This window comes from Anaerostipes hominis (ex Lee et al. 2021) (genome assembly GCF_002270485.1).
GTDB lineage: Bacteria > Bacillota > Clostridia > Lachnospirales > Lachnospiraceae > Anaerostipes > Anaerostipes hominis.
The window spans coordinates 325,814-347,048 of sequence record NZ_NQOG01000001.1; the positions used below are offsets into that span (position 1 = coordinate 325,814).

Sequence of the window (21,235 nt, forward strand, 5' to 3'; positions counted from 1 at the left end):
TTCTCCTAATAGCGATTGGTAAATTCAATGAATTGGTTCAGTTTTTCTATGGCCCTGCCGGAATCAATGGACTGCCTTGCCATCTCGATTCCTTCCTTCATATCTTTTGCGGCCCCTATGGTATAAAGGGCGCTTCCCGCATTGAGAAGTACGATGTCCCTTTTTGGCCCCTGTTCTTTTCCAGTCAGGATTTCTCTGGTAATCACCGCATTTTCATCGGATGTTCCTCCTTTGATGGAGTCCTTTTCTGCCATAGAGATTCCGAATTCTTCCGGACTGATCTTATAAGAAATCAGCTTACCATCCCGGATCTCACAGATACTGGTCGTATCGGATATGGAGATCTCATCCAGACAATCATCCCCGTACACGATCATTGCCTGCTTCACACCCAGATTCTGCATAACTTCTGCCATAGGCCTCAGAAGATCTTCCTCGTAAACACCGAGTACAATATAATTTGTCATCGCCGGATTTGCCAGAGGCCCTAAAATGTTAAATACGGATCTCACTCCAAGCTGGGCCCTCACAGGTCCGGCATATTTCATAGAGCCATGGTGTGTCTGTGCAAACAGGAAGGCGACTCCCACTTCCTCCAGGCATCTCTGATTCTGTTCCGGGGAAAGTCCGATCCTGGCACCCAAGGCTTCCAGCACATCGGCCGCTCCGCTTTTAGATGAGACACTGCGGTTTCCATGTTTTGCAACCTTCTGTCCCGCCCCTGCGATCACAAAAGCGGATGTTGTGGAGATATTAAAACTGCTGGCCAAGTCACCGCCGGTTCCTACAATGTCAATAGCCTCTGTCTCATCGGGAACAACGGCCGCTTTTGCGCGCATGACTTTTGCAAATCCGGTAATTTCATCCACCGTCTCATGATTCATGCGCAGCCCTGTGACAAAACTTGCAATCTGAGCCTGGGTCGCACCTCCTGACATGATACAGTCCATAGCCTCGTATGCCTCATCAGCCGTCAGATGTCTTCCCTCGACGATTTTTTCTAAATATGGTTTCATTGCAGTTTTCTGTGCAGGTTCTATTTCTTTCACCTTATTTTCTGCCTTTGTCTCTATGCCTGCCATCTTTAAGAAATTTTCAAAGATTGTTTTTCCTGACTCCGTCAAAATGGATTCCGGATGAAATTGTATGCCGTACACATCATAGTCTCTGTGTTTTACAGCCATGATCTGGCCCTCATCGTCTTCGGCCGCAACAGTGAGCACTTCCGGTATTCCCTCCCTCTCAATGATCAGAGAATGGTATCTGGCTGCCGGAATTGTTTCCGGAAGTCCCTGAAACAGAGGAAAGCTGCTGTCAATCTGAATCTTACTCTGTTTTCCGTGCATCAGAGATTTGGCATGAACTGTTTTTGCCCCAAATACTTCGCCGATGGCCTGGTGTCCAAGGCAAATTCCAAGCACCGGAACTTTCCCTGCAAAATACCGGACTGCCTCTTTTGATATGCCCGCAGTCTCCGGATATCCCGGTCCCGGAGAGATGATCAGTGCTTCGATCTCTTTTTGTGCGAGTTCTTCCACCGTAGCCTCATCATTTCTGACGACCTCAATATTTTCATACAGCTCGCCGATCCCCTGGCAGATGTTATAAGTAAATGAATCGTAATTGTCTATTAATAAAATCATAATTCTGCCGCCTCCTTAATCGCATTGATGACTGCCAGCGCTTTGTTTTTGGTCTCTTCGTATTCTTTTTCCGGTTCTGAATCGGCCACAATCCCGGCTCCTGCCTGGACATAGCCTTTTCCATCTTTAAAAAGCACTGTGCGGATCGCAATACACGTATCGATGTTTCCGTCAAATGCCAGATATCCCACGGTTCCTCCGTACAGCCCGCGTTTTTTATTTTCCAGTTCATCTATAATCTCCATGGCTCTGACTTTCGGTGCACCGGACAATGTGCCGGCAGGAAGTATGCTCATAAGAGCATCCAGTGCAGTTTTGTCTTCTCTCAGTTCTCCCTGTACGTCGCTGACTAAATGGGTAACCTTTGAATATTTTTCTACTGACATAAAGTTATCCACACGAACTGTTCCAAATCGGCTGACTCTTCCCACATCGTTCCGCCCAAGATCTACAAGCATCGTGTGCTCCGCCTGTTCTTTCGGATCATGCATGAGCTGTCTGACCAGAATATCATCCTCTTTTTTCGTAGTCCCTCTTGGCACAGTACCCGCGATCGGTTTTGTGGTCACGATTCCATTGGTAACACTTACGAGCATCTCCGGGGAGGCACCTGCGATCTGATAATCTACAAAGTCAAAAAAGTATAAATACGGCGATGGATTTGTTGTTCTTAAACACCGGTAAACATCAAACGGATCTGCCTCGCTTTCCACTTCAAATCTCTGTGACAGCACCACCTGGAAAATATCACCGTTTCTTATGTATTCTTTTGCTTTTTCCACCTTGGATTGGTACTCTTCCTTTGTAAGATTAGAAATAATCTTAGTCTCTTTTTTATCTGTGCGATCTTTTCTGATCATCCGGAAATTGTCGATCTGTTCAATCATTTGCCTTGCTCTAGGCTCAAGGCTCTTATATTTTGTCTCCAGATCATCATCCCCGTGGACATTCTGAATGACGATCACCCGGTTCGTGAGATGGTCAAATGCCATAATCTCATCATACATACACAAATGACATTCCGGCATGTTCAGGTCATCCTCCGGCACATTGACCAGTTTCTTTTCCACAAACCGAATCGTGTCATAGCCGAAATATCCGATAAATCCTCCGGTAAGCTTTGGCTTATCAATAAGCACCGGAGATTGGTATGCATTGACCATCTCGATTAAATATGAAATATGATTTTCCACTGTCTGCTTTTTACCGTCTATTTCTATCTCAGTGCCGTTTATCTTTACTTCCTTTTTGGGATTCACACCGATAAATGAATACCTCCCCCACTGATCTCTGTTTTCCACACTTTCCAGTATAAAAGATGGGGTACCGGCCTTTCTAAGTGCCATAAATACCTGAATCGGTGTCACATGATCGGCCAGCACCTCATAAAACACCGGTACCGTCGGATAAATCGTCAATAAATTTTTCACCTGTTCTAATGTTGGACTTAACATATAATCCTCCTATCTTTTCACATCGTGCGTTTTTATTTCACAGGGAAGGTCGTAGAGCTTTCCTATAAAAAGAACAAAGTGGGCAAGCCCACTTCAACGCCCCAACCCCTCACTCTTTGAGGGGCTTGACAACTTTGCGTGCCAGATGCAATTTGCCGCAGGCAAATAATTTCCTTACGCATCTGTGCACAACCCGCGGAGCGTTTTTATTTCACAGGGAAGGTCGTAGAGCTTTCCTATGAAAAGAACAAAGTGGGCAAGCCCACTTCAACGCCCCAACCCCTCACTCTTTGAGGGGCTTGACAACTTTGCGTGCCTGATGCAATTTGCCGCAGGCAAATAATTTCCTTACGCATCTGTGCACAACCCGCGGAGCGTTTTTATTTCATAGGGAAGGTCGTAGAACTTTCCTATGAAATAAAAAAGGCCTATCATCCCTCATACAAGGGACGATAGACCGTGGTGCCACCCAAATTTAAGAGTCCTTCCGAAATTACAGACTCTCCTCTTAGAGTACTCCGCCTAAGCTTTTATACTCCGTTCCCGTAACGCGGGATCACGTCGACAGTTACTGACAATATGCGTTCTCTGCGCTCCTCACAAACCCATTCGCATGACTCGTATCTGCTGTCTTCCACCAACCGGCAGCTCTCTGTAAAACCGCTTGACATGCTACTTACTTTTGCTCAAAGGATTTCTCAATTTTTTATTATTATATTCCAGGACACCAAATAATGTCAAGAACTTTTTTCTTCTTTCATGTGCATCAGTATAAGGATGGAAATCATTCTCACTTCGATGATTGGAAGGATTAGAATTTTATTTAGATTCGGTTGAAATGAGATTCGTACATCTGATGCCGCGTAATTTAGTAGTAGTTTATAGTTGAGAAGAGATGAATGATATATTCGTACAAGATATGGTGAGAATGATTCCTCATCCTTAATTTACATTATAATACATTTCTCTTTGTTTTTCAACCATAATTTTACTATTATTACATTTCCATCTTAAACAGATCATTTGTTTTCTAATTTGTTCTGAATGATCCTCTGCTATTTTTTTAAAGTGCCCACTGCTCTCCACTGTTTCGATTCGTCCTTCTGTGGTGCCCAGTTGCTGGGGAATCGGATTCAGTTTTATATCAAACAATCCCGCAAGCTACTGAAAATCTTCATTCGATAACACCACAAGCTCCTCCTTCCGTTATTCTAAATTTTTCTTTTGCAGTTATTTGGTAACTATATTTTAAAGTAATCTATGAGTTTATTACCACTATCTCCGTCACGCTTTAAAATGTGCTCCTCCAATAGTGATAAAAAACTATCGTTGGATAATTCCATTGTTTGATGAGTACTGATCTGTTTGAAAATGTTATGCTATTGATTATACCATTCTGTCAAAATAAAATCAGCAATTTTTTCCATTTCAATATTAAAAGAAGATCCTGACAGCCAGACAGTCAGGATCTTCTTTTTCATTGTTGAATAACTCCTTATGTTCGAGGAAAACCTACTGGATAAATATCGGTTAAACAGAAGGAGACAATTAACGATAATATTTTATACCCTTCGGGTGGACGCGCTTCACGCGATAAGGTATGATAATTTCTCAGCGATTGCTTTGATAAAATCTCCGCTGTTTGCTACTTTGACGTTCTTAAGCGTAGTGATCAATGCAAGGTCTTTTGTCATAATTCCCTCTTCTATCGTATCAATCGTCGCCTTTTCAAGCCTGTCTGCGAATTTAACCAGCTCTTCATTGGAATCTAATTCGCCTCGCTTTCTTAAGGCTCCCGTCCATGCAAAAATGGTTGCAACAGAATTCGTGGATGTCTCTTCCCCTTTCAGGTGCTTGTAGTAATGGCGCTGTACTGTTCCGTGCGCCGCTTCATACTCATAATATCCATCCGGCGATACTAAAACAGAGGTCATCATGGCAAGAGATCCGAATGCGGAAGATACCATATCACTCATCACATCCCCGTCATAATTTTTACAAGCCCAGATGTAGCCTCCCTCTGACTTCATGACACGGGCAACTGCATCGTCGATCAATGTATAGAAATACTCAATACCTGCTGCTTCAAATTTTTCTTTATATTCTGCATCATAAATTTCCTGGAAAATGTCCTTGAATGTATGGTCATATTTCTTTGAGATTGTATCCTTTGTGGCAAACCAGAGATCCTGTTTTGTATCCAATGCGTATGTAAAGCAACTCTTGGCAAAACTCCTGATCGAACTCTCTGTGTTATGCATGCCCTGAAGGATTCCTGCCCCGTCAAAATCATGAATGAGCTCTTTTATCTGAGCTCCGTCTTCTGCCGTGTATACCAATTCTGCTTTTCCCGCTCCCGGTACTTTGATCTCCACGCCTTTGTAGACATCACCGTAAGCATGCCTTGCAATGGTAATCGGCTTTTTCCATGTGCGGACTGTCGGTTCAATTCCTTTGACTGTAATCGGAGTTCTGAAAACTGTTCCGTCCAAAATAGCACGGATTGTACCGTTCGGACTTTTCCACATCTCTTTTAAGTCATACTCATCCATTCTTGCGGCATTCGGAGTGATCGTAGCACATTTAACAGCAACACCATATTTTTTGGTGGCTTCTGCCGCATCAAAGGTCACCTGGTCATCAGTGGCATTTCTGTGCTCCAGACCAAGGTCATAATATTCAGTCTTCAGGTTGATAAAAGGGGACAAAAGATCGTCTTTGATCATTTTCCAAAGAATTCTTGTCATTTCGTCCCCATCCATCTCAACCAATGGTGTCGTCATCTCTATCTTGCTCATACTGCTTCTCCTTTTCTTGCATTCTCCATAAATTGTTACTATTATAGCGAAAAAAGAAAACCATGTCAAAGAGATTGATAGATTCAGACCTGGTGTTCAGTATGCAGTAGCTGGTGTGCCCTGTGAGACAGTGGTTTTTCAAAAAACTCTTCATAGAGGTTTTGTATGTCCGGATTGTCATGTGAGAAACGGATATCTGTATTCCGGTCCAGGAAGTAGAGGCTTGATCCCCTCTCTTCTGCCAGTTCCTGTCCGTCATGGATCGGCTGGCCTCCGCCTCCGGCACAGCCTCCCGGACAGGCCATAACCTCTACGAACTCATACTTCACTTCTTTTCTGCGTATGGCTTCCATCAGCTTCCCTGTGTTACCAAGACCGCTTACTACGGCGACATGGATGACATTTCCCGCCACATCAAACTCGGCTTCTGTCCATCCCTGGCGTTTGACTCCCCGGATCTCATGAAAAGCATCCGCATCCGGATTTTCTCCGGTCACAAGAAAATAAGCCGATCTCAAAGCCGCTTCCATAACACCGCCGGTTGCCCCAAAAATAACGCCCGCACCTGTGCCCACTTCAAACGGAGAATCAAATTCCCCTTCCTCTAAAAACTGAGGATTTAAATGTTCTGCGCGGAGCATTCTGTCCAGTTCTCTTGTGGTCAGTACACAATCAATATCATGGCCTGCATATTCTTCATAGAATAAGTCCATCTCCCTTTCCGCTTTCTTAGCCAGACACGGCATAATGGACAGCGTAAAGATTCGTTCCGGATCTACTCCAAGTTTCTTTGCAAAATAAGTCTTCATGACCGCACCGAACATCTGCTGCGGAGACTTGGCTGTGGAAAGCCTTCCAATCATGTCCGGGTACTGAGTCTTTATAAATCTTACCCAGCCGGGACAGCATGAAGTAAACATGGGATACTCTTCTAAATCTCCATCCTGCAGACGTTTGACAAACTCGCTCCCCTCTTCCATGATCGTAAGATCGGCAGAGAATGTCGTATCGAACACATAGTCTATTCCCATTCTCCGAAATGCCGTCACAATCTTCTCAACCGGAGCTTCCTCTCTGGAAAGGCCAAGCTGCTCCGCCCAGGCAGCCCTGACTGCCGGTGCAATCTGAGCAACCACGATCTTGTTTTCATCTTCCAGGGCGCTGAACAGCATAGAAGTGTCGTCCCGCTCCCTCAGCGCCCCGACCGGGCAATGTGTGATGCACTGTCCGCAGAGAGAACAGTCCGCCACCCGGATATCCCGGTTTCTGGAGACGTCCACCGTCGTCCTTGCTCCGGTGCCGGATACATCCCATACATTCAGCCCCTGTACCTTATCACAAATTTGAATGCAGCGCATACATTTGATACACTTATTCGCATCCCTGATCAAAGGAAATGTTTTATCCCATTCTCTATGTACGAATTCTTTTTTAAATGGATTGTCCAGTATATTAAAATCATTTGCGATCTTCTGAAGGCTGCAGTTCATGCTCCTGCTGCAGGTGATGCACTGTCCGTCATGCTGTGACAGAAGCATCGAAACCGTTTTTCTGCGGTTTAACCGCACCTTGGGACTGTTCGTATAGATGACCATGCCCTCTTCCACTACATTATTGCAGGATGTGATCAGTTTATCTTTGCCTTCCATCTCTACAACGCAGACGCGGCATGCACTGATTTCATTAATGCCTTTTAAATAACAGAGCTTTGGGATATCGATATGAATGGAAGCTGCCGCCTCCATAATTGTCGTGCCCTCAGGCACCGTTACTTTCATTTGATCAATCGTCAGTGTTACCATTTCGTATCCCTCCCTCCTTTAAATACGCCGAATCCAAAGTGATCACAGCGCAGGCACCGCCCGGACTCCTGATAAGCCTCAGCTTCTGACATACAGTTTTCTACTCCTTCAAAATCATTTACACGTTCTCCGGCTTCTCTCTCCGTCATATTGACCCGGCCGCACGGAGGACGGTCGTCAAGACGTGGCTCCGGAATTTCCACATCACAGGTGATTTCATGATGAAAACCAAGATATTCATCAATATTTGCAGCAATGACTTTTCCTGCAGCGATGGCAGAAATAACCGTGGACGGTCCCGTTGCACAGTCTCCCCCTGCAAACACTCCCGGAATATCGTCAAATCCGCCGTATTTTTCTGTCTTGATCTTGCCTCTCTGAACAGGTACTCCGTTCTCCTCAAAATGCTCATACAAAATATCCTGTCCGATCGCCACTACAAGCGTCTCACATGGGATAAAGATATCTTCCTCACCGGTGGGCATCACACTGGCTCTGCCATTTTGTATCCTGCTGATCATCTGGGGCGTGACCCAGATTCCTTTTACATATCCGTCTTCTGATACCTCAATCTTTGACGGAGCCATCAGGGTCTTCACCTCAACCCCTTCTGCCACGGCTCCCTGAATCTCTTCCTCCAAAGCCGTCATATCGGCAACTCTCCGCCGATAGACAATGCTTACTTTCCTGGCACCGAGACGGACTGCTGTCCGCACCGCATCCATGGAGACATTGCCTCCGCCGATCACTGCCACTTCCTGTCCCTCCAGGCACTCACACCGTCCATGGCCTACATCTCTTAAAAACTGGACTGCGGAAATGACACCTTTTGCGTCTTCTCCTTCGAGTCCAAGCTTTTTATCGGTGCTGGCGCCGATGGATATCAGGACAGCATCGTGCTGTTCCCTCAATTCACTTACAGAACAATTCTTTCCAATGACAGTGCCATATTGCACCTTGACACCAGTGGCAAGGATAGCCTCAATATCTTCATCCAGACGTTCCTTCGGAAGCCGGTAATTTGGAATGCCGTATCTTAACATGCCGCCCAGCTTCGGCAGCATCTCATAAATTGTAACATCGTGTCCCATCAGTCTCAGATAATAAGCAGCGCTCAGTCCTCCCGGTCCGCCGCCCACAATGGCAACCCTTTTTCCGGTCTCTTCACTGCACGGTGGCGGAGGAACTTTGCCGGCAAAATCTGCGGCTGCCCGTTTTAATCCCCGGATGTTCACTGAATCATCGATCATGTTTCTGCGGCACTTAGCTTCGCACGGATGCTCGCATATAAAGCCGCAGGTTGTCGGCAGGGGATTGTCTTTGCGTATCAGGCGGACGGCATCCGCATACCTTTCTTCCCTGACCAAAGCAATATAACCCGGGATATCGACTCTCGCCGGACATAAAGACACACAGGGCACCGGAAGTTTTAATGACATCAGGCACCGGTTGTACATGATATGTTCCAGATAGTCGTCTCTGAAGCCGATCACTCCTTTATATACCATATTTGCAGCCTCATATCCGATCGCACAGTCTGCTGAGTCCATGATTGAGCGCGCCGTATCCCGGATCAGTCCCAATGTCTCTATGGTTGCCTTTCCATCCAGCACATCATTGATCAGATTTTTCAGCTGGCCAAGACCAATCCTGCAGGGCACACATTTACCGCATGTCTGCGCATGACATAACTCAAGAAATGCCCTTGACATATCGACCGGGCAGATCCCCGGCGGACTGGATTCGATCCTTCTCTCCAAATCTTTATAAAGACCCTCCATCACAATCTGTGCACGGTCCGGCGTTACAATTTCTAAACGACTCATTTCATCACCCTTTCTTTATAAATATTGTATCTAATTATATACAATTTCCATTTGTCATACAATAGTTTTCGTCTAAAAACACCGTTAATTAAATAACGAAAAACTGCATAAATTCAGGCTTTTTGAACATCTTATTCACAGTGTTTCCATGCTGCACACTGCTGAACCCTCATGCTTTCGTGCAAAATATTTCATATCCCAGCAAAAAACTTATACATATTTTTAACAATCTGTTTTTACACATTGCTCTTTTTCCTTTATAATAAAATACAATAGTTAGAAAATGGAGGTGCCTCATGTTTAAACATATCAACCCCGAGACTTGGGAGAGAAGAGAACATTTTGAATATTTTACCCAAACAATAAAATGCGGTTACAGCCTGACCGCTGAATTAGATGTAACAGAATTTTTAAAACTGACCAGGAGCAAAGGCCTCAGATTTTATCCGAGCTTTGTCTACTGTGTCTCAACCGTTATCAACCGCATGAAAGAATTCCGAATGGGTATTTCCGAAGACGGACAGCCCGGATATTGGGATATCGTCCATCCTTCCTATACTGTTTTTCACGATGATGACCACACCTTTTCAGACCTGTGGACGAACTACACCGAAAACTTTTCCTCTTTCTACCGGCAGATGACAGAGGATCTGTCTGCATACGGAAATAACAAAGGGATCAAAGCCAGGCCCGGACAGCCCCCTAATTTTTTCTGTATTTCCTGTGTACCCTGGCTGTCTTTTACCGGATACAGCACCATGACTGCCGAGGGCAGCCCAAATCTCTTTCCGATTATAACTTATGGAAAATACCAGATGAAAAACAGCAGCTATCAAATGCCGTTTACGGTCACAATTTCCCATGCCGCTGCCGACGGCTATCATACCAGTCTTCTCATCAATGAAATCCAGGCACTGATTTCAAAAGATTTTACGCTTTAATACAATGAGCATTTCCTTGTATCAATCCATGAAAAAAGGAAACGGTCCAAAAAGGGACACTTCACATAAGGAAGTGTCCCTTCCGGCATTTATAAGTATTTGTAATGATGGTTGGGTATGATGAATTTGTAGTAAAATAAATATATTACGGAGGAAACTACAATGAAATCATTGTTTGAACAATTCGGTGGTACATACCATAATGAAAGTGATTATTTAACAGAATAGAAGTTGATTTTTATATTAAGTATCTTGTCTAATGTATGAATTGTGTCAATAAGAAAGTTTGCAAACATTAACTTTTTCTGCCGTTTTGAGAGAAAGAATATGTTTAGGAATTCTGTGGGTTAATGTCACGAAAATGGCTCACTTCACTTTTATTGGGGAAATATCATTATTTTTGAATAAGCACATTGTCAATTCCAAGGTTGCTCTTAGCTAATATCTTAGCTAAATTGCTCTGGAAACAGTTGGCATTATAATTATTTAATTTTACAATAATTAACTTGCTCAAATTCTCAGCCTCGAAAGTTTGGTATAATTTCTTTAGATGGTCAGTTCGTGTTTCATATCCCAAATATACAGCCAAATCATCAACTGCCGAATAGAAAGCATTCTCGTCAATTATAGCCTGCTCAATTTTACTTAGCATTCGCTTAATGTTGGATACTATTTTACGAGTTTCATTTCCTTCAACAGGTATTTCAGAAATAACATCGTAGGCTGAATATTTTTCTATAATTAGATACTTAGCAATGGCAGAGTATAACCAAGCCGTATCTGTAGTGATTTCTGCAATGGGCGTTTGAGGTATATAAGTGTACTCCACTCCATTAGCGGATAACTCATCCGCACCTATTCTTGCATTATCATTACTAAATCGAAGTAATGCAGATTTTTTGTTGGGGTCGAGTAAAGAACTCCTTCGTTTTTGATTTTATTAATGGCATCCTGAAAAGTTTTAACTTTTGCCTCCCGTGAATAATCTGTACTCATATCTATATCATAGTCAGAGCCATACACATCCTTCATAAATGGCTTTATGATTTCTTCTATCACGAAGCTATTATTTGTTCCTATAAAGTGCTGAGTAATATCTACAGACAATCTATCTTTAATCTCTTGTGCTGCTTTAATGGTAAAAGTAATAGCCGCAACAACCTTGTGAGTACGATTATCATTTAAACATGCAAAATTATAATGGTTATATATTGTTCTGCAATCTGTATCAGAAAGTTTTTCGATTAACTTTACCATATGGTAATGCTTTGAATCTTGCAAATAATCAACAGGTGAAGTTTCTCCCAATAAGGTCAATAACCTATCATGCATTACTTCATCTAAATCGTTTTCCAAATCTACTTTTGATAAGAAAATACTATACTCACTGCGTATCTTATCAAGAGTTTTTATATTTGCGTTATATAGTGCTCGCTTTGCGGCTATAGAATTTTCTTGGATTTGCTCAGTAGGTAGCAATTCTTTTCCAATATACTTGTTACAGCGTGAAAAACCTAACACACTGTATGTGCCTTTTCCTTTTACAGCTCTCAAATCATTATCTGTTCTAATTGCATTAAATATTTCAAGTTCATCTAATATAGATATATACATTTGAAAACCGATGCCATCGACAGGTAAGATATAAGTCCCATCTGATTCATAAAACGGGTGAACAATAGCAAGCACCTTGCTGAATAACATATATTCAGATGGTCCTTCAACTAAAAGCACCTTGTTTGCAAAAATTGCTTCAGACAAGCAGCGATTTAACATTTTTCTTGCTTTTTCATAATTTTCTGGCACTTTATAAAAAGTGCTGATACCGTTAATTTTTCTGTCACTATATATGCGTACTAAATTCACATTATCCATCTCATAAAGCACGAATGGCGAATGCGTTGTAACAAACACATACCGCAGTGCATATAAGAAATTAGTTTTGCCAACATCATTCAACCCAAAGAAAATATTCTTATTAGATAAAGTCAATTCAATATCTTCGAAGTTTCTAAAATTTTTTTATTTTTATACTTTCAAATTTCATAATGACCTCCATCCACTATTTACTGTCCATTCCTTTTGCCATTCATCTTCATTAAAAATCGCCTCAAACACAGGTTCAAGGAAATCTCGAAGTTCATCAATCACAACAGTAAACTCAAGCGTATCATCTTTAATATTCTTCAAAAAATATTTCCACCGTTTCTGCATATCCTCATCTTCGGCAAGTGAAAGAATCCGTTTGAAGCTATCCTTATCATAGGGTGTTCCACGGCACTGTAAGGTTTCAAAAATTGCCGTCTGCAATCTTGCTCCATCGAAGTCAAAAGTCCTTGCAAGATAATAGATATCGTAAAAGTCTTTCATTCTGCCCGTCAGTTCAAACCGTTGCAGGATTGCATCAAACTTTTCGGCAATGGTACTTTCAAGAGAATAGGTTTTAATAACGGGAGCTTCAAAGTCAGGAAGCTGTGTGTTGATTGCTCGTTCCTCGGCACAAGGCACAATGACATCACCCACACCGATATCCACATTAAAAGGTACACGAACATTTTTTATCTGCGCAATAATCTGTGCACTGATACCGTGATATTTTCTCTGCGGTGAAATTTCCTCAAAACCTTTTGCGGTCATAGAAATATAATCATTACCCGTTGGCGTGTTGATTACCTTGTTAATCAGTTCCTTTACATCTTCAATCGAATTGGATGCTGCCCGAAGAAGAAAGTCCACATCAATCGTAGCTCGGCTCTCAAAATTGGTAAGCGTGTAAATAAACAGACCGCCCTTGAGAATAAGATTATCTTCATATCCCGATTTTGAAAGTTTACGCAGAAATTCTTCCTGCACAAAAAGTTGCAAGCACTGTTGATAACTGATGCCGGAAGCCTTTGCTTTATTTCTAAGTTTCGCAAGAACAGAAGCCGCTATATCTGCCATTACAACCACACTCCAATCAATTCTTTAACTCTCTTTTGCACCCGTAGCACTTTTGCATACTCCATAAGGTTGGGTATGTTTTTTTTCGGGTCTTTTACATAACCTTGTATTGCCTTATTAAAAATTTCCTTATCCATCTTGTTCATATTCCGCAGCACATCACAAATGGTACGGTCTCGGTCATAAATACGAATATCAATAAAATCAATTTTCCCCGTTGTTTCACCAAGCGTAACCAATGCAGGCTCAACACGATATGCCTTGATAAATGGATAATCGATTTTAGTACGCAATTTTGAAACATTTTTATCAATTGCAAAATTCCACTCAGCAGGATTTCGGTCACTGTATCTGTAGTAGAAAAGAGCTGTTTCCATACAAAGGACTGCATCGGGAAACAGACGATTGATAATTACAATTTCGCTTTCTCCAGAGTCTTCAATCCAATGATAGTAGCCCCGTCTTACCCTTTCAATCAGCCCTTCATCTAAAAGCAATTTTATATCTGCGTAATATAGCTTTGAAGCTGTCAGTTCAGCGGTAGTCATAATATAATTGTACTGGCTAAACAGCTTTCTCAAAATTTCAATGTCATTTTTCTGAAGCATTCTTCCACCTCTACTTAACTGACCCAATTTTCATCATCGATAGGGTACTTTACTATATTATATCCACTTTTTTGCCCAAAGTCAACAATAGCAAACTGAACACTTTTGATTTCTTGGAGTGGGTAGTTAAATAGAAGATACTGAGTATACTTGACCATATAAAGCAAATTAAATGTATACAATGGTTGCCAAGCTGTTAAAGATAGCTACGATAGATTGTGTCTTACCAAGCACTGAATTTGATTATCCAAATTCGCTTGTTAGGGGTAAAAGCCCCTAAGACCCCATAATTTTTTGAAATGCTCACAGAGCAGATGAAACAGGCACAGGGTATCACAGAGCAGTTAAAGGCAGAATGAATAACATACGGGCGTGTGCAAGTGAGATTGTGGAGAGGAAAATCATCTTCGCATAAGCAAACAAGGCGGCAGAGGGTAAAAGCTCTGTCGCTCTTTTCTTTCGGGGGAGTTAAAAATATTTCACTTTTCCTATTGACATTCATAAACACAAGTGATATATTTATAACATCGCAAGTGCGAAATATATAACATAGGAGAAACACAATATGAATAAAAAAGTATCCTTAAAAGAAATTGTCGGAACTAAAATTGTCTATGCTATCATCCTCACATCCTACTATTGGATGTGGGCAAGAACTGATTGGAAAGGCTGGTATGAAACAGCACAATATGTACTTGGTGTCTTTCTCTTCTCCTTCTTTGTTGTACAAATGATTCGAATTTCCAAGTATAAAAAAGAAGGCATCGACGAAATGGCGGAACATAACTTGAAACGATGTGACTCAATTTGTTTAAAACTTTTTGTCGGTGTAATGGTTGTAGTCGCTTTTGGTGCTGCCATTCTCGGTCATACGAATGCCGTCAGTACAGGATTTATTGGATGGACGATTGTTTTGTCGATTTTGATTTTATCTATTATTCGAACAGTGATGTTTGTAGTTATGGATAGTAAGGGGGTATAATATGGCTCTCATTACCAAAATCAAAGAATATCGGGAGCAGGCAGGATATAAGCAAAGTGAACTTGCCGAACTTGTTGGTGCGAGAAGAGAAACCATTGTTCACCTTGAAAACGGCAAGTATAATCCTTCCTTAAAGTTAGCTATGGATATAGCGAAAATATTCCATGTGACTGTAGAAGAATTGTTTGAATTTGTAGATGACAAAAAGTAAAAAGGGTGTTTTGCAAAATGGCAGCAAATAGAACTATACCAAAGGAATGGATACGCTGTCCTATCTGTTGGAGCAAAACAAGGGTACAGATACAGGAAAATACAAAACTGAAAAATTTTTCCCTGCCACGCTACGAAATGCAAGCAGGAAAGTTTGATTGAAGCAATAAAATTACATATAGCAATTATCAGAGAACCAGATACAAAGGCGATGGACTGATAATATTATTTGAACTACACCAGAACGGAGGATTTTATGGCAATGTGGAATCCGTGGCGTGGCTGCCACAAACACAGCGAGGGCTGTAAATACTGTTATATCCATAAAGGCGATTACAAGCGGAGGATTGACACAAACAATATTGTAAAGACAGATAACTTTTACGCCCCTATTGCTAAAAACAAATCGGGAGCATACAAGATAAAATCGGGACAGATGGTGTATCTCTGCTTTTCTACTGATTTTCTGATTGAGGACGCTGACGGTTGGCGTGGAGAGTGTTGGAATATGATACGAGAGCGTTCCGACCTGCATTTTATCTTTCTGACAAAACGGATTGAGCGTTTTATGGATTGTGTTCCAAGCGATTGGAATGACGGATACGAAAATGTTACCGTTGGGTGTACGGTTGAAAATCAAGATAGGGCTGATTACAGACTTTCGCCCTTCATTATCATAGAAGAATCTTATTTACAGACTTTTTTTCATAGTCTCATACCGTAATTTGTAAGAGCCGCCCTCGTCCCCTCCACTTCTTTATGTGAAGGGGACGAACCGTTTCCTTTTGCATTCCACTATTAACTAATATGCAACAACTACACCGCCGTCACATGCATACAGGCTGCTGACTCCCTTAGTGTCGACTATGACGATCTCTTTGACTTCCAGCTTGTCTTCGAGCAGTTTCTTAAGATACACTGCTCTTTCATAGCAGTTGCAGTGTGCAATGGCCAAAATCCGATCCGTCAGGTCCTGTCCTTCTTTCACAATGCATTCCACCATTTTGGCCAATGCCTTCTTTGGTCCCCTGGCCTGTGCCAGCTTCTGTATAATACCTTCTTTGGTCCCTTCCATAACCGGCTTTATATTCAGAGCTGTGGCAAGGACTGCATTCACCTTTGACAGCCTTCCGTTTCTCTGAAGCACATCCAATGTCTCCAGAACAAAAAAAGTTCTCTGCCCTTTGATGTAATCCTCTACCTTTTCTACCACCTGTTCAAAAGGCATGCCTTCGGAAGCATATTCATAAATCTTTCTTGCTATGAGAAGCTGCGTACTGGATGCTCCTCTGGAATTAAATACATGAATATTTTTTTCTCCGCGCTCCTCCTCATACAATTTTTTCCCAAGTTCGGCACTGTTATAGGATCCGCTCAGCTCTGCAGATAAAGTCACCGCATAAATATCATCTGCCTTTTTATATGCCTCCATATAAGCTTCCGGCGCCGGACAGGCTGACTTGCAGGCTCCTTTGCTGTTTGCCACTTTTTCCAGAAAAGAATGCTGGTCAAACGTATCGTCATCGATGATCTCTTCATCTCCGATCAGCAATGTCAGAGGTATCCATGTATAGCATCCTTTCTCAAAATCTTTTTTTGTCAAATCCGTGCAGCTGTCACAGACAATATTAAAACTCATATGGCGTCTCCTTTTAAAACTTTCCGATATAGTATTCATTACTACATATCATATCATATATTTCTATAAATGAAAACCCTTTAATCTTCGCCCAGATAATAGGCACAGATGCAGCCCGCAGCCAGTGCAGCTAATCCCGTCAGCCCTGAGAACAAATTAAAATGATCAAAATTTGCCTCATAAAGAATTGCAATTGGAGAACCAAGAATCAGTCCGCCGATTCCCGCAAAAGTAATGACTTCAAAATGTTCAAACAAATATTCTATGATCTTGGCGATGATCACCACTCCTGCTATGATCCCGACAGCCATAGGTGTCAGAAGCAGGATACCGTGAGTGAGGCCGGACAGATTCAGAGTCGCCAGATTGATCATAAACTGTGTGATCTCACGGAGAATCGGCTGATAAAATCCCAGAATCAAAAGTATCATCGAACCGCTGACTCCCGGTACGACCATCGTAGCCGCCGCAATAATCCCGATCAAAAACATTTTCCCCATCATCAGAGGATCGGCAGTCAGGATCACTTCCGATGCCGTGCTGCTCCCTAAAAGTGGCAGGAGTACAACCAGTGCAAACATAAAAAGAAATGCAATCCCATGAGAAAGACCTTTTTTCTCTCCTTCCATTCTCTTAAAAATGGCAGGCAGTCCTCCGATGATCAGACCGATAAACAGGAAGTTTATCTGAATCGGATAATACTCAAACAGCCATTTAATGACAAAGGAAAGTCCTATAAGTCCGATCACTGCTCCAATGCCTACAGGGACCAGTATTTTAAGGCTCTGTTTAAACTCTTTGCGTATATGTGTGAGTGCATAGATGATCTTATCGTAAACTCCCATAGAAACCGCCAGGGTCCCTCCGCTTACCCCGGGAATGATATTGGCAACCCCGATCAGTATCCCCCGACAAATCTCTTTTAATAATTTCATAGGCTCGCTCCTCCTATCTGCCTTTCAAAAATATTGTTATCTCTTCATCCCAGGCTGTCTCCAGGGTTTTATCCGGAACAAATGTGTTTCTTGACACTCCTGTCGTGCACTTTAAATGTTCTCTGTCGAAATAAATATTTAAAAATAATCCTCCGATCTCCTGCGGCCTATCAGATATATTATATTTCAAAAGAAAGGCTTCCATTCGTTTCGGTGCCAGCATAAGCACAAACTGAAAAGACAGAGGGGTCTTTTTCCCCTTTATAAGGGCAAATATTCTCTGCTTCTCCATTTTCCAGGGTATATACGGATACTCTTTCAGTATTTCCCATTCGTCTGTATCATAAAAATCTTTCATCATTTTTCCGTCAAATTCATACACGGTCCCCATGGACAGCCGGCCTTCGCACAGCATAAACTGGTCACACACGTCCCCCGTCAGAAAGCCGGCCATAAAAGATTTTATGTGTTCTATCTCAATTGAAATCATATGAACCCTCTTTTCTGTTACGTTAAAAACGGACGGCTGCCTGCCGCCCGTTTTCATTGTAACTTGTATGCTTTGAGAATTCAACCGTTTCCGCTTAGTTATTCTGTGTACTGCCTGAAGAGCCGTCATCCGTCTTTTTTTCCAATTTGACACTGATCGTTTTCTTCTCGTAAGTCCCCATTTGATTCTGCCGTTTTACAACAACTTTTACCGTATCTCCGGCCTTTTTGCTCTCAATTTTGCTTTTCAGTCCCTCCATTGTAGAAACCGTGCCCCCGCCAAAGCTGATGATCACATCTCCGGCACTGATACCCGCCTTCTGAGCCGGTGAATTCCGGACAACCTGACGTACCAGCGCTCCCTGAGGCATATCCATCTGCGCTGCCATATCGCTGGATATGGTCTGGCCTGATATTCCAAGGTATGCCTGCTCGGATTTATCTACGGTTTTCTGCTTGATCAGCTGATCAATGATCGGTTTCGCCGTATTGATCGGAATTGCATATCCCATTCCTTCTACATCTTCGGAAGAATATTTTACCGTATTGATCCCGATCAGTTCCCCTTTACTGTTGAGAAGAGCGCCTCCGCTGTTTCCGGGATTGATCGCTGCATCTGTCTGAAGAAGCGTCATGGTTTTATCCGTCAGCTGCACTTCTCTGTTCAGTGCACTGATATACCCGCCGGTCACTGACTGTCCGTATCCGAGTGCATTTCCTATGGCGATTGCCTGCTCTCCCACTTTCAGGTCATCAGAATTTCCGAGTGTGATGATCTTGATCTTTTTTAATGTAGCAGCTTTAATGTCCTTTACCTTTACTGCGACAACTGCCAGGTCCGCGTCATTGTCCGATCCCTTGATCGTACCGGATGCGCTGGTACCGTCTGTGAATCCGACGGATAAAGACTGTGCATCGGCGATGACGTGGTTATTTGTGACAACCAGCAGATACCCGTCTTTCTTACCGACGATAATGCCGGAACCTGCTCCTTCGCTCTCATTCTGCTGCTGTCCGAAAAGGTATCCTGAACTGGTCTCATACTTGCTTGTGATAGAAACGATGGACGGCATAACATTGGATGCCACAGTAGATAAATCTTCTTTTCCTGATGTTGTTCCCTTTGTTGAGGTTTTTGTTGTATTGGTCGTTGCCAGCTGTGTTCCTCCATTGCCGATGCCCATTGCAGAAAACCCATACTGGACTCCCTGCATGGTTACTCCTGCAATCAGTCCGAAAGCCACTGCGGCAGCCGCAAGTTTTGCAATCCTCCTGACTGTTTTGTTTGCGTTTCCTCTATTTTGATTTTGATCCGGCTGTGTATATTCTGTATTATTAAAATTCATATCTTCGTACATAACCTGTATCTCCTTTCGTATTTAACTTGCTTAAATAGTACAAAATAAATGTGTAAAAAATGTGTTCTAAATGTTATAAAACTAAGAAAAACATAAGAAATAATTCCATTGTGCCTTTGCCCTTTTTCACTTATAATAAGTACAGTGTAATATTATCGTAAAGAGGAGAAAACAAATGATTAAGCAAAACCAAGCCTATTTAAACCGTCTGCATATTTTTATTGATGCGGTCTGTATTTATTTATCGGCTTTTCTGTCACATAAGATCCGCTTCGAATGGGGAAAGGATTCATGGGTCTCTAAGCTATTTTTCTTTGTCGGAAAATATGAACTGGGATTTTCATACTACCAGAAGACGGTTTTTATTACAATCATTATCCTTCTTTTATTATATGCCTTTTTCGGCCTATATACCCCCAAAAGGTATCAGCGCGGAAGCCGTGAGATCCTAAACCTATTTAAGGCAAATCTTATCGGCCTGGGCATCGGGTCTGTTGCCATTGTCCTGACAAAACTGCAGAACTTCCCCCGCAGCCTCCTGCTTTTATTTTTCTCTATTAATTTTGTCATCGGAGTTCTTTCCCGCTTCACAATCAGAAAGGTGCTGAACAGAACACGGGAAAGCGGACGAAATTTAAAACACGTAGTCCTGGTCGGCTTCAGTACCTCTGCCGCCGCCTACATTGACCGCATCAAAGCCAATCCCCACTGGGGACTTTATATCCATGGTATTTTTGATGATACCATCAGCGACAACTTTGAATACAGAGGGATCAAAAAAATCGGCCTTTTAAACGAATTGGAAGACTACCTAAGCCAGACTACTCTGGACGAAGTGGCGATTACCCTGAATCTGGATGAATACGAAAAGCTGGAAAAACTGGTGGCCATCTGTGAAAAGTCCGGTGTCCATACAAAATTTGTACCTGACTATTATAACTTTATTTCCACAAACCCATACACCGAGGATCTGGACGGTCTTCCCGTCATCAATATCCGCAATGTGCCGCTGACAAACGTCGTAAACCGTATTGCCAAGCGGATCATTGACATCATCGGATCTGCCTGTGCCCTGGTCATTTTGGCTATTCCGATGCTGATCATCGCACTGCTGGTAAAACGCAGCTCACCGGGACCGGTCTTTTTTGCGCAGGAAAGAGTCGGGCTTGGCAACAAACCGTTTAAGATGTACAAATTCCGTTCCATGGGTGTTCAGGATCCAAAAAAAGAAGCCACTCAGTGGACAAGACCAAACGACCCGCGGGTGACCCCGTTCGGCAGGTTCATCCGTCACACCAGTCTGGACGAGCTTCCTCAGTTTTATAATGTTCTACGGGGAGATATGAGCCTTGTGGGGCCCCGTCCGGAGCGTCCGCTGTTTGTAGAAAAATTTAAGGAAGAGATCCCCCGCTATATGATCAAGCATCAGGTCCGCCCGGGCATCACAGGCTGGGCCCAGGTCAACGGTTTCCGCGGTGATACATCCATCCGCGGCAGGATCGAGCACGATCTCTATTATATTGAAAACTGGACCTTATCATTGGATTTTAAAATCCTGTTTCTGACCGTTTTCAAAGGATTTATCAACAAAAACGCATACTAGGAGG

Annotated in this window: 19 protein-coding genes, 2 pseudogenes and 1 other annotated feature; of the genes and pseudogenes, 8 read left to right on the plus strand and 13 right to left on the minus strand. The window is 42.6% G+C overall.

The window, feature by feature from the left end; genetic code table 11:
* Nucleotides 1-5: 5 nt before the first annotated feature.
* The 5 genes from CI597_RS01630 to CI597_RS01660 all read right to left on the minus strand — a co-directional run bounded on the left by CI597_RS01630 (nt 6) and on the right by CI597_RS01660 (nt 9,523).
* A complete protein-coding gene (locus CI597_RS01630) occupies nt 6-1,643 on the minus strand; it encodes a bifunctional anthranilate synthase component II/anthranilate phosphoribosyltransferase (RefSeq protein ID WP_024726628.1) in 1,638 nt (545 codons plus the stop codon).
* Nucleotides 1,640-3,097, minus strand: coding sequence for an anthranilate synthase component I (gene trpE / locus CI597_RS01635; protein ID WP_024726627.1), 1,458 nt, complete (start codon nt 3,095-3,097; stop codon nt 1,640-1,642). Before trpE ends, CI597_RS01630 begins: the two co-directional genes overlap by 4 nt.
* A 442-nt stretch (nt 3,098-3,539) precedes the next feature.
* Nucleotides 3,540-3,796, minus strand: a binding site (T-box leader).
* A gap of 887 nt (nt 3,797-4,683) precedes the next feature.
* The gene (locus CI597_RS01650) at nt 4,684-5,895 is read right to left on the minus strand and encodes an NADP-dependent isocitrate dehydrogenase (RefSeq protein WP_024726626.1); all 1,212 of its coding nucleotides are present in this window, start codon (nt 5,893-5,895) and stop codon (nt 4,684-4,686) included.
* Nucleotides 5,896-5,978: 83 nt separating this feature from the next.
* Nucleotides 5,979-7,697 (minus strand): [FeFe] hydrogenase, group A, encoded by a 1,719-nt coding sequence (locus CI597_RS01655; protein WP_024726625.1) that lies wholly within the window; start codon nt 7,695-7,697, stop codon nt 5,979-5,981.
* The gene (locus CI597_RS01660; protein WP_024726624.1) at nt 7,691-9,523 is read right to left on the minus strand and encodes an NAD(P)-binding protein; all 1,833 of its coding nucleotides are present in this window, start codon (nt 9,521-9,523) and stop codon (nt 7,691-7,693) included. The genes CI597_RS01655 and CI597_RS01660 overlap by 7 nt, the downstream gene beginning before the upstream one ends.
* A gap of 296 nt (nt 9,524-9,819) precedes the next feature.
* Between CI597_RS01660 and CI597_RS01665 the strand changes: the two genes are divergently transcribed.
* Nucleotides 9,820-10,464 (plus strand): chloramphenicol acetyltransferase, encoded by a 645-nt coding sequence (locus tag CI597_RS01665; protein WP_024726623.1) that lies wholly within the window; start codon nt 9,820-9,822, stop codon nt 10,462-10,464.
* A 394-nt stretch (nt 10,465-10,858) separates the two neighbouring features.
* On the opposite strand, the gene CI597_RS01670 is transcribed toward CI597_RS01665, so the two are convergent.
* From CI597_RS01670 to CI597_RS01685, 4 genes are all read right to left on the minus strand, one after another.
* Nucleotides 10,859-11,293, minus strand: coding sequence for a hypothetical protein (locus CI597_RS01670; RefSeq protein ID WP_024726622.1), 435 nt, complete (start codon nt 11,291-11,293; stop codon nt 10,859-10,861).
* A 26-nt stretch (nt 11,294-11,319) separates the two neighbouring features.
* Complete coding sequence (locus tag CI597_RS01675; protein ID WP_095142861.1) at nt 11,320-12,330, minus strand: ATP-dependent endonuclease; 1,011 nt, start codon at nt 12,328-12,330, stop codon at nt 11,320-11,322.
* Between the two features lie 177 nt (nt 12,331-12,507).
* On the minus strand, nt 12,508-13,407 hold the full coding sequence (locus CI597_RS01680; RefSeq protein WP_024726620.1) for a nucleotidyl transferase AbiEii/AbiGii toxin family protein: 900 nt from the start codon (nt 13,405-13,407) through the stop codon (nt 12,508-12,510).
* The gene (locus tag CI597_RS01685) at nt 13,407-14,015 is read right to left on the minus strand and encodes a type IV toxin-antitoxin system AbiEi family antitoxin domain-containing protein (RefSeq protein WP_024726619.1); all 609 of its coding nucleotides are present in this window, start codon (nt 14,013-14,015) and stop codon (nt 13,407-13,409) included. The genes CI597_RS01680 and CI597_RS01685 overlap by 1 nt, the downstream gene beginning before the upstream one ends.
* 293 nt (nt 14,016-14,308) lie before the next feature.
* On the opposite strand from CI597_RS01685, the pseudogene CI597_RS17680 reads away from it, so the two are divergent.
* The 6 genes and pseudogenes from CI597_RS17680 to CI597_RS01705 all read left to right on the plus strand — a co-directional run.
* A pseudogene (locus tag CI597_RS17680) lies at nt 14,309-14,430 on the plus strand (TnpV protein); the annotation flags it as partial.
* A gap of 150 nt (nt 14,431-14,580) precedes the next feature.
* Entirely contained in the window at nt 14,581-14,997 is a 417-nt protein-coding gene (locus CI597_RS01690) for a hypothetical protein (protein ID WP_024726618.1), read from the plus strand.
* Nucleotide 14,998: 1 nt separating this feature from the next.
* Complete coding sequence (locus tag CI597_RS01695) at nt 14,999-15,208, plus strand: helix-turn-helix transcriptional regulator (protein WP_024726617.1); 210 nt, start codon at nt 14,999-15,001, stop codon at nt 15,206-15,208.
* A gap of 17 nt (nt 15,209-15,225) precedes the next feature.
* Nucleotides 15,226-15,369, plus strand: a complete 144-nt coding sequence (locus tag CI597_RS01700) for a cysteine-rich KTR domain-containing protein (RefSeq protein ID WP_420313782.1) — start codon at nt 15,226-15,228, stop codon at nt 15,367-15,369.
* Nucleotides 15,362-15,427 (plus strand): hypothetical protein, encoded by a 66-nt coding sequence (locus CI597_RS19665; protein WP_412215836.1) that lies wholly within the window; start codon nt 15,362-15,364, stop codon nt 15,425-15,427. The genes CI597_RS01700 and CI597_RS19665 overlap by 8 nt, the downstream gene beginning before the upstream one ends.
* Nucleotides 15,428-15,463: 36 nt before the next feature.
* Nucleotides 15,464-15,877, plus strand: a pseudogene (locus CI597_RS01705) (DUF5131 family protein); the annotation flags it as partial.
* Nucleotides 15,878-16,009: 132 nt separating this feature from the next.
* Here CI597_RS01705 and CI597_RS01710 read toward each other — a convergent pair.
* The 4 genes from CI597_RS01710 to CI597_RS01725 form a co-directional block, all read right to left on the minus strand.
* Nucleotides 16,010-16,846: a DegV family protein gene (locus CI597_RS01710; protein ID WP_024726615.1), complete on the minus strand. Its 837-nt coding sequence runs from the start codon at nt 16,844-16,846 to the stop codon at nt 16,010-16,012.
* A gap of 80 nt (nt 16,847-16,926) precedes the next feature.
* Nucleotides 16,927-17,781 carry a DUF368 domain-containing protein gene (locus CI597_RS01715; RefSeq protein ID WP_024726614.1) on the minus strand — a complete coding sequence of 285 codons (855 nt, stop codon included), beginning with the start codon at nt 17,779-17,781 and terminating at the stop codon, nt 16,927-16,929.
* Between the two features lie 13 nt (nt 17,782-17,794).
* Nucleotides 17,795-18,271: a DUF5721 family protein gene (locus tag CI597_RS01720; RefSeq protein WP_024726613.1), complete on the minus strand. Its 477-nt coding sequence runs from the start codon at nt 18,269-18,271 to the stop codon at nt 17,795-17,797.
* Between the two features lie 94 nt (nt 18,272-18,365).
* A complete protein-coding gene (locus CI597_RS01725) occupies nt 18,366-19,628 on the minus strand; it encodes a S1C family serine protease (protein ID WP_024726612.1) in 1,263 nt (420 codons plus the stop codon).
* Between the two features lie 175 nt (nt 19,629-19,803).
* Between CI597_RS01725 and CI597_RS01730 the strand changes: the two genes are divergently transcribed.
* Nucleotides 19,804-21,231: an undecaprenyl-phosphate glucose phosphotransferase gene (locus CI597_RS01730; RefSeq protein WP_024726611.1), complete on the plus strand. Its 1,428-nt coding sequence runs from the start codon at nt 19,804-19,806 to the stop codon at nt 21,229-21,231.
* Nucleotides 21,232-21,235: the final 4 nt, after the last annotated feature.

Excerpts from the sequence above, each read along its gene's own strand:
- CI597_RS01710 (WP_024726615.1), bottom strand. The coding sequence starts at position 16,846 with ATGAGTTTTAATATTGTCTGTGACAGCTGCACGGATTTGACAAAAAAA.
- trpE (WP_024726627.1), bottom strand. The coding sequence starts at position 3,097 with ATGTTAAGTCCAACATTAGAACAGGTGAAAAATTTATTGACGATTTAT.
- CI597_RS01685 (WP_024726619.1), bottom strand. The coding sequence starts at position 14,015 with ATGCTTCAGAAAAATGACATTGAAATTTTGAGAAAGCTGTTTAGCCAG.
- CI597_RS01715 (WP_024726614.1), bottom strand. The coding sequence starts at position 17,781 with ATGAAATTATTAAAAGAGATTTGTCGGGGGATACTGATCGGGGTTGCC.
- CI597_RS01665 (WP_024726623.1), top strand. The coding sequence starts at position 9,820 with ATGTTTAAACATATCAACCCCGAGACTTGGGAGAGAAGAGAACATTTT.
- CI597_RS01700 (WP_420313782.1), top strand. The coding sequence starts at position 15,226 with ATGGCAGCAAATAGAACTATACCAAAGGAATGGATACGCTGTCCTATC.
- CI597_RS01650 (WP_024726626.1), bottom strand. The coding sequence starts at position 5,895 with ATGAGCAAGATAGAGATGACGACACCATTGGTTGAGATGGATGGGGAC.
- CI597_RS01695 (WP_024726617.1), top strand. The coding sequence starts at position 14,999 with ATGGCTCTCATTACCAAAATCAAAGAATATCGGGAGCAGGCAGGATAT.
- CI597_RS01630 (WP_024726628.1), bottom strand. The coding sequence starts at position 1,643 with ATGATTTTATTAATAGACAATTACGATTCATTTACTTATAACATCTGC.
- CI597_RS01680 (WP_024726620.1), bottom strand. The coding sequence starts at position 13,407 with ATGGCAGATATAGCGGCTTCTGTTCTTGCGAAACTTAGAAATAAAGCA.
- CI597_RS01660 (WP_024726624.1), bottom strand. The coding sequence starts at position 9,523 with ATGAGTCGTTTAGAAATTGTAACGCCGGACCGTGCACAGATTGTGATG.
- CI597_RS01655 (WP_024726625.1), bottom strand. The coding sequence starts at position 7,697 with ATGGTAACACTGACGATTGATCAAATGAAAGTAACGGTGCCTGAGGGC.
- CI597_RS01690 (WP_024726618.1), top strand. The coding sequence starts at position 14,581 with ATGAATAAAAAAGTATCCTTAAAAGAAATTGTCGGAACTAAAATTGTC.
- CI597_RS01730 (WP_024726611.1), top strand. The coding sequence starts at position 19,804 with ATGATTAAGCAAAACCAAGCCTATTTAAACCGTCTGCATATTTTTATT.
- CI597_RS01725 (WP_024726612.1), bottom strand. The coding sequence starts at position 19,628 with ATGTACGAAGATATGAATTTTAATAATACAGAATATACACAGCCGGAT.
- CI597_RS01720 (WP_024726613.1), bottom strand. The coding sequence starts at position 18,271 with ATGATTTCAATTGAGATAGAACACATAAAATCTTTTATGGCCGGCTTT.